This is a genomic window from Streptomyces sp. NPDC045695 (assembly GCF_056432025.1).
The window spans coordinates 327,050-339,150 of record NZ_JBWKJU010000002.1 but is presented as its reverse complement, the minus strand read 5'-3'; the positions used below and the strand labels follow the sequence as shown (position 1 = coordinate 339,150).

14 protein-coding genes are annotated in these 12,101 nt (G+C 72.4%); 5 read left to right on the top strand and 9 right to left on the bottom strand.

Annotated features, from left to right (window positions below):
- Window positions 1–31: 31 nt before the first annotated feature.
- Window positions 32–1,339, bottom strand: a complete 1,308-nt coding sequence (locus tag AC07DU_RS04655) for an MFS transporter (protein WP_479026534.1) — start codon at window positions 1,337–1,339, stop codon at window positions 32–34.
- 99 nt (window positions 1,340–1,438) lie between these two features.
- On the opposite strand from AC07DU_RS04655, the gene AC07DU_RS04650 reads away from it, so the two are divergent.
- Window positions 1,439–2,365 (top strand): LysR family transcriptional regulator, encoded by a 927-nt coding sequence (locus AC07DU_RS04650; protein ID WP_479027131.1) that lies wholly within the window; start codon window positions 1,439–1,441, stop codon window positions 2,363–2,365.
- Here the strand turns inward: AC07DU_RS04650 and AC07DU_RS04645 are convergent.
- From AC07DU_RS04645 to AC07DU_RS04635, 3 genes are all read right to left on the bottom strand, one after another.
- The gene (locus AC07DU_RS04645) at window positions 2,362–3,483 is read right to left on the bottom strand and encodes a helix-turn-helix transcriptional regulator (protein ID WP_479109595.1); all 1,122 of its coding nucleotides are present in this window, start codon (window positions 3,481–3,483) and stop codon (window positions 2,362–2,364) included. The two genes, AC07DU_RS04650 and AC07DU_RS04645, sit on opposite strands and share 4 nt — an antisense overlap.
- 275 nt (window positions 3,484–3,758) lie before the next feature.
- Entirely contained in the window at window positions 3,759–4,130 is a 372-nt protein-coding gene (locus AC07DU_RS04640; protein ID WP_479109593.1) for a cupin domain-containing protein, read from the bottom strand.
- Window positions 4,131–4,197: 67 nt separating this feature from the next.
- Window positions 4,198–4,920 (bottom strand): alpha/beta hydrolase, encoded by a 723-nt coding sequence (locus tag AC07DU_RS04635; protein WP_479109591.1) that lies wholly within the window; start codon window positions 4,918–4,920, stop codon window positions 4,198–4,200.
- Between the two features lie 113 nt (window positions 4,921–5,033).
- Between AC07DU_RS04635 and AC07DU_RS04630 the strand changes: the two genes are divergently transcribed.
- From AC07DU_RS04630 to AC07DU_RS04620, 3 genes are all read left to right on the top strand, one after another.
- A complete protein-coding gene (locus AC07DU_RS04630) occupies window positions 5,034–6,182 on the top strand; it encodes an adenosine deaminase (protein WP_360897394.1) in 1,149 nt (382 codons plus the stop codon).
- A 139-nt stretch (window positions 6,183–6,321) separates the two neighbouring features.
- Window positions 6,322–6,582, top strand: a complete 261-nt coding sequence (locus tag AC07DU_RS04625; protein ID WP_360897396.1) for a hypothetical protein — start codon at window positions 6,322–6,324, stop codon at window positions 6,580–6,582.
- Between the two features lie 139 nt (window positions 6,583–6,721).
- On the top strand, window positions 6,722–7,486 hold the full coding sequence (locus AC07DU_RS04620) for a hypothetical protein (RefSeq protein WP_479026543.1): 765 nt from the start codon (window positions 6,722–6,724) through the stop codon (window positions 7,484–7,486).
- A 55-nt stretch (window positions 7,487–7,541) separates the two neighbouring features.
- On the opposite strand, the gene AC07DU_RS04615 is transcribed toward AC07DU_RS04620, so the two are convergent.
- From AC07DU_RS04615 to AC07DU_RS04595, 5 genes are all read right to left on the bottom strand, one after another.
- Window positions 7,542–7,742: a PspC domain-containing protein gene (locus tag AC07DU_RS04615; protein WP_360897400.1), complete on the bottom strand. Its 201-nt coding sequence runs from the start codon at window positions 7,740–7,742 to the stop codon at window positions 7,542–7,544.
- Between the two features lie 61 nt (window positions 7,743–7,803).
- The gene (locus AC07DU_RS04610) at window positions 7,804–8,382 is read right to left on the bottom strand and encodes a VanZ family protein (protein ID WP_453374213.1); all 579 of its coding nucleotides are present in this window, start codon (window positions 8,380–8,382) and stop codon (window positions 7,804–7,806) included.
- Between the two features lie 86 nt (window positions 8,383–8,468).
- Window positions 8,469–9,095 carry a PH domain-containing protein gene (locus tag AC07DU_RS04605; protein WP_360897404.1) on the bottom strand — a complete coding sequence of 209 codons (627 nt, stop codon included), beginning with the start codon at window positions 9,093–9,095 and terminating at the stop codon, window positions 8,469–8,471.
- Window positions 9,096–9,120: 25 nt separating this feature from the next.
- Window positions 9,121–9,756: a class F sortase gene (locus tag AC07DU_RS04600; RefSeq protein WP_479026548.1), complete on the bottom strand. Its 636-nt coding sequence runs from the start codon at window positions 9,754–9,756 to the stop codon at window positions 9,121–9,123.
- Between the two features lie 113 nt (window positions 9,757–9,869).
- A complete protein-coding gene (locus AC07DU_RS04595; RefSeq protein WP_479109588.1) occupies window positions 9,870–10,892 on the bottom strand; it encodes a hypothetical protein in 1,023 nt (340 codons plus the stop codon).
- 244 nt (window positions 10,893–11,136) lie between these two features.
- On the opposite strand from AC07DU_RS04595, the gene deoC reads away from it, so the two are divergent.
- The gene (deoC, locus tag AC07DU_RS04590; protein WP_479109897.1) at window positions 11,137–12,099 is read left to right on the top strand and encodes a deoxyribose-phosphate aldolase; all 963 of its coding nucleotides are present in this window, start codon (window positions 11,137–11,139) and stop codon (window positions 12,097–12,099) included.
- The last annotated feature ends 2 nt before the right edge of the window (window positions 12,100–12,101 follow it).

The window sequence follows — 12,101 nt, the reverse complement described above, 5'->3', positions numbered from 1 at the left end:
GGGTCCGCGTGGACGGCGAGCGTAGATTTCGTCAGCGCGCGACCATCGCCCGCGACGGCATCCGCCGCCGCGCCTCCGGTGCCCGCTCCGCCCGCGCCGCATGAGACCCGTACAGGGTGATCGCCACGACCCCGAGCACCGCCAGCAGCGCGATGGCGACCGTGGCCGCCCAACCCGCCCCGTGGTACGCCAGGGCGCCCAGGGTGCCGCCGGCGCTGGAGCCGAGGTAGTACGCCGACTGGTAGAGCGCCGAGGCCTGCGCCCGGCCCGTCTTCGCCGTCCGGCTCACCGCGGCGGAGGCCACCGCGTGCCCGGCGAAGAAGCCCGCCGTGATCAGGACGAGCCCGGCCAGGACCGCCGCCAGGGACTCGGCCAGTGACAGCAGCAGCCCCAGCGCCGTGGTGGTGACGGCCAGGTACAGCGCGCCGCGCCGCCCCGTGCGGGCCACCAGCCGGCCGGCGGCCGCGGAGGAGACCGTACCGACCAGGTAGATCAGGAAGATCGACCCGACCACGCCCTGCCCGAGCGAGAACGGCTCGTCCACGAGGCGGTAGCCGATGACGGTGTACACCGCCCCGAAGACGGTCATGAACAGGGCGCCGATCCCGTACAGCCGCAGCAGCAGCGGATCGCGCAGGTGACCGCGGACGGTACGTCCCACCGCGCGCGGGTTCAGCGACGCGGGCCGGAAGAACCGCGCCCGGGGCAGCAGCACGAGGAAGGCCGCCGCGCAGGCCAGCGACATCAGCGCGACGGCGCCCAGACCGGCCCGCCAGCCCCCGAGCTGCGCAGCCCAGCCGGTGACGATGCGGCCGCTCATGCCGCCGATGGAGTTCCCCGCCACGAACAGGCCGATCGCACCCACCAGGGCCTTCGGCTTGACCTCCTCCGCCAGGTACGCCATCGCGGAGGCCGGGATACCGGCGATCGCCGCGCCCTGGACGGCGCGCAGCGCGATGAGCCACTCCAGGTTCGGCGCGAGGGGGATCACCAGCGCGACGCCCACGGCCACCACGATCGACCAGGTCATCATCCGGGTACGTCCGAACCGCTCGGACAGGGCGCTGAGCGGCAGGACGAACAGGGCGAGCGCGCCGGTGGCCGCGGACACCGTCCAGCTGGCCTGACCCGCCGTCACCCCGAAGCCGTCGGAGATCGCGGGCAGCAGCGCCTGGGTGGAGTAGAGGAGCGCGAAGGTCGCGAGTCCGGCGGCGAAGAGCGCGAGGCTCATCCGGCGGTAGCCGGGACGGCCGGGCTCCCGGCCCTCGGGGGAGGAGTCCAGGGACGACAAGGGGGAGGCACCCGTGGTGACGGGTGCCCCGGTATGAGCGGGAGGCATGGGTGAAACCCTAGGTGCGCCTTTTTGATGCGTCCAATGCACGGATTCGCGATAATCGATCCACTCACGCATCAGCACAGCTCAGGGCGGCGCATGTCGATGAACCGTTACGAAGAAGACTTGTCCGTGACACGTGTGCTGGCCCCGCGCCTCGCGTACTTCGCGGCCGTCGCCCGGCACGAGCACGTCACCCGCGCCGCGCACGAACTGGGCGTCCCCCAGTCCACCCTGTCGCGGGCCATGGTCCGCCTCGAAGAGGACCTGGGCGTCACGCTGTTCGCCCGCAAGGGCCGCACCGTCGCCCTCACCACGGCGGGCCGCACCTTCCTGGCCTCCACGGAACAGGCCCTCGACCAGATCGCCCGCGCCGCCGAATCCGTCCAGATGGACGCCGATCCCGCCTTGGGGAAGGTCGCCTTCGGCTTCCTGCACACCCTCGGATCCGAGACCGTGCCCGGCCTCATCCGCGCCTTCCGGGCCGACCACCCGCGCGTGCGCTTCTCCCTGGTCCAGAACTACGGCGAGGCCATGCTCGAGAAGCTCCGGGCGGGCGAGCTCGACCTCTGCCTCACCTCACCGCTCCCCGACGCCCCCGACCTCGTCGCCCGCCGCCTCGACGAACAGCGCCTGCGCCTGGTCGTCCCCGAGGACCACCGCCTCGCGGGGCGCAAGCGCATCCGCCTCGCGGAGGCCGCGGAGGAGGCCTTCGTCACCCTGGAGGCCGGCTACGGCCTGCGCCGCATCACCGACGACCTGTGCGCGGAGGCCGGGTTCACCCCCCGCGTCGCCTTCGAGGGCGAGGAGGCCGAAACCCTGCGCGGCCTGGTCGCCGCCGGCCTCGGGGTGGCGCTCCTGCCGCCCCCGGCCGTGGCCCGCCCCGGGGTGGTCGAGCTGACGGTCACGGCTCCGCGCGCCGCCCGCGAGATCGGCGTCGCCTGGCTCGACGGCCATCCCGACACTCCACCGGTGGCGGCGTTCAAACGCTTCCTGCTGTCCCGCAGAGGCTCCCTGATTCCGGAGCTCTAGACGTCCGGCAGGGCGTCCGGGGCGTCCGGTGTGGCCGGCGCGTCCGGTGTGGCCGGCGGCGGCGCCAGCAAGTAGCCCGCCTGGAAACGGGACTTGGCGCCGACCGCGCGCATGATCTCGGCGATGTGCCGCTGACAGGTCCGCTCCGACATGCCCAGGCGCCGCGCGATGACCCGGTCCTCCAGCCCCTCCGACAGCAGCCGGACGATCGTCTGCCGCAGCTCGTCCGAGAGCGACCGCGCCGCCTCCGGGCTCACCGAGGTCGGGAAGGGCTCGGCCCCCAGCCAGGAACGCTCGAAGGCCTCCGTCATGAAGTGCACGACGTTGGGCTCCCGCACCACCAGCGCCGCCCCGCTGTGGTCCGCCGCCGCCATGACCCCCGTGTGGCCGTCGAAGACCAGCATGCGCATCAGCCCGTCGCCCAGCGTCCGTACCTGGGCGCCCAAGGCCGTCACCCGCTCGACGTACGCCGCCGTGGGCCGCGAGTAGCGCGCCGTGTGCTGGTAGATCGTCCGCATCCGGACCCCGCGCGCCAGCAGCGACTCGTCGCGCCCGATCGACTCCTCCAGCGTCTCCAGCGGCCGGCCGCCGCCGGGCTGCGAGGTCAGCATCTCCTTCTCGCACGAGGCGACCAACTCCGCGATCAGTCCCCGTACGACGCCCAGTTCCGTAACCAGCTCCAGCCGCCCCGAGCCCCTCAGGTCCCGGTGCGCGCTCCCCGCCTCGTACGCGGGCACCAGCGCCTCCAGCCGCCCGCGCAGGCGGTCCATCTCGTCATGGGTCTCCCGTACGAGCAGGGCCAGCGGGGCCAGGGCCCGGGCCGCCGCGGCCCGGGGCGCGACGGCGCTCCACCGGTCCGGGCAGCCGTCGGGCGCCCGCTGGAGCAAGTGCGCCGCGGTCAGCTCCGCGATCGCGGCGGCCGCGCACGCCCCCAGGGCGCAGGTCGCCTCGGCCGTGTCGAAGGCGTGCCGCTCGACGGCGTACGCGTAGAGGCGCCGGGCCGCGGCGCTCAGCTCCCCGGCCGCCGCGGCCTTCCCGGCTGCCGCGGCCTTCCCGGCTGCCCCGGCCGTCCCGACTGCCCCCGCCGCCCCCGCGTGATCGACTCCCTCGGCTGGCATGTGCCCATTCGTCCCAATCTGTGGCTGTTCGTAAACCCCTCGTGTTCCCGCAAGGCGGCAAGACGACGCCTCAGATGGCGCTGTGGGCCGCCACCGAACCGGCACAGTGGCTGCACGGGGCGGACCTGGTGGTCGCGCCCGATCCACCGATGCCCTCCGACCGAGCGGGGGCGGAGCGGTGGGCGCGGACGGATCCGGCGCGACCACCGAGACCCAGGATGGACCCGCGACCCGCTACCCGCGCTCTGCGACCCGCCCCGGCCCGGTGGCCCGCGTCAGCCCGCCGGCTTCGCGTAGTCGGCGAATCCGGTCCAGTCCACGATCACGCAGGGCTCGTCGCCCAGCACCCAGGCGTCGTGCCCGGGCGGCACCCGCATGAAGTCGCCGGGCTCCAGTTCGGTGCTCTCCCCGTCGTCCATGACGACCTTCATGCGGCCGCTCACCACGTACCCCGTGTGGTTCGCCCGGCAGCTGTCCGTACCGGCCAGCGGCTTGACGTGCTCCGACCACTTCCAGCCGGGCTCGAATACGGAACGCCCCACGCCCGCGCCGCCGCTCGTCCCCAGCAGGTCCAGCCTGCCCTTGCCGTCCGCGAACGGCCGCGTCTCGTCGGCCTGGTCGAAGCTCCTGGACACCAGTCCGGACATGATGCATCGCCTCCGGGAGTGAAGGGCCCCGAGTCCTCGTTCTCACTGTACGCGCGGGGCCCGGGACTCACCCGCGCAGCGACCTGCCGAACCCCGAGGCCAGGGGCATCCGCAGGCCGAGCGGAGGCGGCGCGGCCAGGGCGTCCGTCACCGGCCGCGAGTACCGGCCCGAGAACACCGCCCCCATGACGAAGTCGACGGACAGCGCCACCACTTCCGCCTGGTGCTCGCGCAGCCCGTGCCCGTCCGAATGCACCTCGAACCGGCAGGTCGAACGATTCGCCTTCTTCGCCCGCGCCGCCAGCCGGAAGGAGGACTCCGGGTCGCTGCGCGCGTCGTTGGTGCCGTGCACGATCAGCACCTGCCGTCCCGACAGCTGTTTCACCGGTTCAGGGGAGTCCGCCGTGCCCCGCTCCTCCAGGCAAGGTGCCAGCGCCAGGACCGAGGTGACGGCGGTATGGCCCGCCGCCCGCAGTGCGGCCAGGCCCCCCGCGCCGAAGCCGGCCAGGCACACCGGCACGTCGCCGTACCGTCGCACCGCCTCGTCCGCCGCCCACCCCGCCTCCTCCTCGCGGGAAGAACCCCCGCCGTGGATGACGTGGTGCGTGACCAGTCCGTCCGTCCCGCCGGCCCGGACCAGCGCCCGCGCGAGCGGGCGCACCGGACCGGGGGACCATCGGGACGCCCCGGGGAGCAGGAGCACCACACCACTGACCGTCGATACCGAGCCGTTCGCGCCGGCCGCCCGCCCCAGGCGGGTCCCGCGCGCCGGCGGCGCATGCTGTGCCATGGCGGAACAGTCTCAGACCCGGAGGTGTACGCCATGGGTCCGTGCGGTCTCTGTTACATATCGGCGCTCGCGGCCGGTGCCCGCTCTACGCGCGTAGGAGTTAGAGTGCGCAGATGACGAGCGAGACCCCCAACCTGCCCACCCCGGATCAGATCCGCCGCTCCCCGAAGGTGCTCCTGCACGACCACCTCGACGGTGGACTGCGCCCCGGGACCATCATCGAGCTGGCGCACAAGGCCGGCTACGAGAACCTTCCCGAGACCGAGGCCGACAAGCTCGGCATCTGGTTCCGCGAAGCCGCCGACTCCGGTTCCCTCCCGCGCTACCTGGAGACGTTCGCGCACACCTGCGCCGTCATGCAGAGCAAGGAGGCCCTCTTCCGCGTGGCCTCCGAGTGCGCCCAGGACCTGGCCGAGGACGGCGTGGTGTACGCCGAGATCCGCTACGCGCCCGAGCAGCACCTCGAAGGCGGCCTGAGCCTCGAAGAGGTCGTCGAGGCGGTCAACGAGGGCTTCCGCGAGGGCGAGCGCCGCGCGCGGACCAACGGCAACCGCATCCGCGTCGGCGCCCTGCTGACCGCGATGCGCCACGCCGCCCGCGCCCTGGAGATCGCGGAGCTGGCCAACCGCTACCGCGACAACGGCGTGGTCGGCTTCGACATCGCCGGCGCCGAGGCCGGTTTCCCTCCCACCCGCCACCTCGACGCCTTCGAGTACCTCAAGCGGGAGAACAACCACTTCACCATCCACGCGGGCGAGGCCTTCGGCCTGCCGTCGATCTGGCAGGCCCTGCAGTGGTGCGGCGCCGACCGCCTCGGCCACGGTGTGAAGATCATTGACGACATCGAGGTCGCGGCCGACGGTTCGGTGAAGCTGGGCCGCCTGGCCTCGTACGTCCGGGACAAGCGCATCCCCCTGGAGATGTGCCCGACCTCGAACCTGCAGACCGCCGCTGCCGCCTCGTACGCCGAGCATCCGATCGGTCTGCTGCGCAAGCTGCACTTCAGGCTCACGGTCAACACCGACAACCGCCTGATGAGCGGCACCAGCATGAGCCGCGAGTTCGAGCACCTGGTGGACACCTTCGGCTACACGCTGGACGACATGCAGTGGTTCACCGTCAATGCGATGAAGTCCGCGTTCATTCCTTTCGATGAACGACTGGCCATGATCAACGAGGTCATCAAGCCCGGTTATGCGGAGCTGAAGTCGGAGTGGCTGTTCCAGCAGACCGCTTCCACCAGCGGTTCTGTTTCGGCGTAGGCCAAAGCATCGCGTACTGAAAGCGTCCGGGAGAGGCAATTCCCGGGCGCTTTCTCGTATTTAATGATGTTTGCGGGCGGGGGTTTGAAGTGACTAGTTTGCGGAGCCGCTCAATTCCCCGTCGCAAGGACACGTTTTCATGAAGCAGTCAGCTGCCAAGACCCTCGGTGTCGCCGTTCTCGGCGCCGCCTTCGCCGCCGTTGCCGCCGGTACCGCTTCGGCCGCCGTCCCCGCCATCGGAGTCACCGACGTGCTGGGCCAGGCCACGGGCGCCCTCCAGGGTGTCACCAGCCAGCAGCAGGTGAGCCAGGACGGCCAGGAGTCGAGCGACCCGGCCGCCGCCCTCGCCCCGGTGACCAGCCTGGTCGGCGGTCTGCCGCTGAGCAACCTCGGCGGCTGATCCGTACGCGACCTCGTACGGGAAAACGTACGCGTGCACACGTGGCGCACACCCCTTCGAACGGGTGGGCGCCACGTCGTGCCGTGTGCCACGATCACGACCAACTGCCGCTACAGCACTGGGTATGAGGTTCTCGGTCATGCGCATGAAGGTACGAGCGACGATGGTCGCACTGGTCCCCGCCCTGCTGTGCGCGGCCGTGGGATGCGGCGGTGCGGACACCCCCGCCAGCGGCAAGGACCCGGACCCCCAGGGCTCCGCGGACCGGGCCTCCGGCGTGCCCGGCGCCCCGGCGGCATCCGGATCACCCGGACCGGCCGCGCCGAAGACCGGCGGTAGCAAGCTGGAGCGGTCCGCGCTGGAACAGGGCGACCTGCCCGGCTACCAGATCTCCGCCCAGGGCAAGAACCCCAACGCCCCCGACGGCCAGCCGCAGGCGGACAAGAAGGCCTGCCAGCCCCTGGCCGACATCATGGGCGACAAGCCGGACCCGGCCGCGCGCGAGACCGTCAACCGGGGCGTCGGCTCCCAGAAGCAGGTGGGACTCGCCGTCTCCGCCTCCGTCAGCTCCTACGCCGAAAGTGACGCCAAGGCGCTGATGTCCCGGCTCAAGAAGGCCGTCGCCGCCTGCGGTTCGGGCTTCTCGGCCACCGTCGAGAAGCAGACCGGCAGCTACCGCGAGGTGCGGGCCACCGACTACCGCACGGCCGGCGACGAGAGCGTCAGCTGGACCACGACGGCGGTCGCCGAGGGCGTCTCGGCCCACGTCCACCTGGTCGTCGTGCGCGAGGGCGACACCGTCGTGCGGCTGATGGCCCTCAATGTGGCGGCGGCCGAGCAGAAGACCCGGGTGCCGCAGGAGGTCACCGACAAGCAGCTGGACAAGGTCCGCAAGGCCGGCTGACCGGGTCCGACGGGTGGCTGACCGGTCCCGCCGCCCTCCACGGGGCGGCCGCCGCTCACCAGGCCGTGGAGACGGGCTTCTCGTTCGGCAGCAGCACCCACAGGGCTATGTAGATCAGGAACTGCGGGCCGGGCAGCAGGCACGAGACGACGAAAATGGCGCGCATCGTGTTCGCGGAGATACCGAACCGCTTGGCCAGTGCGGCGCAGACTCCACCGATCCAGCGGCCGTCACGGGGGCGGACAATGGCGCTCATGAGGTTCTCCTTCATCGGGAATCGGGAATCGCCGGTAAGACCTGCACGGCCTCGCGATATCTCAATACTCCCGCTGGACCGCTGAGAGGACGTCGGTCCACGGGCCGAGCCCGACCCTGGAAATCCTCGGGGTGCTCCCCTGATAAGCCGCACGTGAACGCCGCAGCCGGGCCCGCAGGGCGGGGACGACGGCCGCGTGCGCGAGGAGCACGCCGAGCGTGTTCAGCAGCACCGAGTCCACGTCCACGACCTGGCCGGGGACGCCGGTCTGGAGCATCGCGATGCTCAGCGAGACCAGCGCGCCCGCGGCGGCGGTCCGGGCCAGCGAGGCCCACGCGGACAGCGTCGACAGGGCGAGCCGCCCGCTGACCATCGGCAGCAGCACCCCGAGCGGGGCCAGCAGCGCCAGACCCTCGCTGATGCGCCGGACGGCCTCCAGCGGCCCCTGGGCCAGGTCGGTCCGGATCCCCTCCAGGGGAGTCAGATTGGCCGCCGCGGCCCAGGGCACGTCGAGCGGCCGCAGAGTCAGCCACCCGACGACCAGGAGATGGGCGACCAGCACGGCCCCGGCCATGAGTCGCAGACGAAGGTGGACGGCGGTGGCGGTGGCGGCGCTTCCGCCGGCCTCATTGCGCTGCACACCTGCGAGGACGCACCACCCGGTAGCGCTGGTTCCGCCCTCGCGGGCGGTGTGGCGGGGCGCACTCGACGCGAAGACGGCCCAGGTCAGCGGGTGGAGAGCAGCACGATCAGGAGCAGCGCGCCGATCAGGGCGGGCGCGATGATCTCGTACGACCAGCTCACGCGGACGCTGCCCTGGGCGCCGGCCCGCGAGGCGCCGCGCTCGGCCAGTTCCTGGAGCTGGTCCACGATCCGGTCCGCGCTGGCCCGCTGCGGCTCCGGCGGGGCGACCCGCCTCTCGCCCGGGACGCTCTGGCTCCGGTTGGCCTTCAGCCGCTGCCGGTTCGCCTTCTTGCGCTCCCGCAGTGAGACGGGCACCGACCACAGCTGGTACTTCGAGCCCTCGGCCAGCACCTCCGCCGAGTACCCGGCGCGGACCGCGTCCACGGCCGCCCAGGGCAGCTCGATGATCCGGAAGGGGTTGCGCACGCGCATGCGGTCGTCATTGGCGAACACGGCGGGCCGGATGGTGAAGGCCACGATCAGCGGTACGGCGAGCAGCGCCGTCGACAGCGCGATCCACGGTGTGCCACCGGAGCCCCGCAGCACGGCGTCACCGCAGAGCCAGGCGGTCAGCGCGAGCAGCAGTACCCCCGAGACGACGCCCATGGAGGAGCGGTAGACGCGGTCGTCGTAGACCGGCTCATCGGTCGGCTGCTGCTGGCTGCTCATGGGGTCGATTCTGCCCCACGCCGTCTCAGCCCACGAGATCGGCGTACAAGATGATGTTGTCCGGCCGGTGGCCGTCCCTGATCTCGCCGCCGCAGGTGATGACGCGCAGCTCGGGGCGGGCGGTGTCCCCGTACACCTTGGCGGTGGGGAAGTCCTTCTTCGCCACCTGCTCCAGCTCGCGGACGCGGAAGACGGCCGTGGTGCCGTCCGCCCGGGAGACCGAGATCTCCGCGCCGGTGCGCACGCGCGACACGTCCTTGAGCACGGCCGGGCCGCGGGCGGTGTCGAAGTGGCCGATCAGCACGGCGGGACCGGTCTCACCGGGCGTCACGCCCTTGGTGTACCAGCCGATCTTGTCCCCGTCGGCCACGGAGGGCACCTCGACGGCGCCGTCGCCGGTCAGCCCCAGCCGCAGCACCGGGGAGGTGTCCACCCCGGCCGCCGGGATCCGTACGCGCACGGGCGCGGAGGCGGGCAGCGGCGCGGCCGGTACGGGGGCCGGCGCGGTCGTGGGCGTGACGGCGGGCGGGGCCGCGGGCGGGGTGGGGGCCGTGGCGGTGGCCGGGTCCGCGGGCGGGACGGGGGCCGCGGCCCCGCCGCAGCCGGTCAGGGCGGCCGAGAGCAGGGCGGCGGCGAGCAGGGGGCGTACGCGGGGGGCCATGGGATGCTCCGGGAACGGGCCCCGGCGGGCCACCGCGAAGGTGGCCCGCCGGGGGTGGGACGGGAAGGCGCGGGCGGCTTCGGCTCGGCGTCGGCGCCGGCGCCGGGGCCGACTCAGCGCTGGGCGCCGGGGCGGCGGCGCAGCAGCAGGGCCGCTCCGAGGCCCGCGAAGATCGCGACGAGGCCGGTGCCGGCGAGGGCCGTCATGGTGTCGTCGCGGTCCTCGGCGGGGAGCTCGGCGCCCGCGGCGACCCCGCCCCGGGGGACGACGGTGGTCTGACCGGCCGTCTGCGCCTTCGGGGCGCTGGGGACGGTGGAGGCGGAGGGCTCGGCGGTCGGCCCGGCGGTCGGCTGCGCGACCGGGGCCTCGTCCTTGAAGGCGTAGGTGAACCTGCAGCCCTCGGGCAGCTCCGGGAAGCGCGCGGTCTCCACGGGGGACTGCCCGCCGGGGGTGTCGTAGCGCAGCTGCGGCTCGGCCGAGCCGGGGTTCACGATGCGGGCCCCGGTGCGGTCGCCCTTCTCCAGCGCGGGGCTGGTGCGGGTCAGCTTCTTGTACGCGTTCCCGGTCGCGCCGTCGACCAGCTGCACCTCCGGCCCGTCGGGGGTGGTGCGCAGGTCGCCGAGCAGGCCGCCGCCGAGGGCGAGCCGGACGGTGCCGGAGACGCACGCGGCTCCCTGGTCGCCGCCCCCGCCGGCCACCGGCAGCGGGAAGGACCTGGTGGCGCCGTCCTGGGTGACCGTGAGGACCGGGGCGGTGGTGTTCCCCTTGGTGAGCTCCAGCTCCAGGCCGTTCACCGTCTGCGTGAGGTTCATGCGGCTCAGCGTGGCCAGCACGCGGAACATGTAGTGGTCGCCCGGCTTCCAGTCCGGCCCGACGGCGCGGATCCAGGCCTCCGGACCCTCCGCCTTGTTGCGCAGCACCGCGACCAGGCCCTCACCGATGTAGACCGGCGTCCCGGTGAAGCGGTCGGGGTCGGTCTCCGGGGCGACCGGCACGGACTGCGGGCCGGCGGTGGCGGCAGTGGCTGAGGTGGCTGAGGTGGTGGCTGTGGCGGCGTACGCGGCGCCCGCGGCGGGGGCGAGGAGCGCACCGGCGAGGACGGCGGCGGCGAGGGATGCACGGAGGGCGGTACGCATAACGACTCCTGGACAGCAGGTCTCGGAAGGGGAGGAGAGCCGCATGCCGCGTTTTTCTCTGTCGGGATTTCGTCCGGATGAGCTTCCGGCGGGCTGCTGGGAAGAAATCTATTGATCTTGTACCTGTGGATGATCGCCCTCCTGTCATGGACGTGTAACGGCCATCGGAGGTGTCGATTCCGCACCGGAACGAACGAGGGGGGTGACAGGTCGCTACGCGCGTAGATATGCTCATCTGGTGACCATGCCCACCACCCTCACCGCATTCGCTGACGTGACGACGTCCGACAGTGCGCTGCGCCGCTTCCTGCACGGGCTGCCCGGCGTAGACGCAGTCGGCCTGGAGGCCCGCGCGGCCTCCCTCGGCACCCGTTCGATCAAGACGACGGCCAAGGCGTACGCCATCGACCTGGCCATCTCGATGATCGACCTGACGACGCTGGAAGGCGCGGACACCCCGGGCAAGGTCCGGGCGCTGTCCGCCAAGGCCGTCCACCCCGATCCGACCGACCGCACGACCCCGATGACGGCCGCCGTCTGTGTCTATCCCGACATGGTGGCCACCGCGAAGGCCGCGCTGAACGGCGCCGACGTCAAGGTCGCCTCCGTCGCCACCGCCTTCCCGGCCGGCCGCGCCGCCCTGCCCGTGAAGCTCGCGGACACCCGTGACGCCGTCGCCGCCGGAGCCGACGAGATCGACATGGTCATCGACCGTGGAGCCTTCCTCGCCGGCCGCTACCTGGAGACCTACGAGCTGATCAAGGCGATCAAGGAGGCCTGCGTCCGCGAGGACGGCAGCGCCGCCCGCCTGAAGGTCATCTTCGAGACCGGCGAGCTGTCGACCTACGACAACATCCGCCGCGCCTCCTGGATCGGCATGCTCGCGGGCGCCGACTTCATCAAGACGTCGACCGGCAAGGTGGGCGTCAACGCCACCCCGGCGAACACGCTGCTCATGCTCGAAGCCGTCCGCGACTTCAAGGCGCAGACTGGAATCCAGATCGGCGTGAAGCCGGCCGGCGGCATCCGCACCACCAAGGACGCGATCAAGTTCCTGGTCGTGGTCAACGAGACCGTGGGCGAGGACTGGCTGAGCAACCACTGGTTCCGCTTCGGAGCCTCCAGCCTGCTCAACGACCTGTTGATGCAGCGCCAGAAGCTGAGCACCGGCCGTTACTCCGGTCCCGACTACGTGACGGTGGACTGATC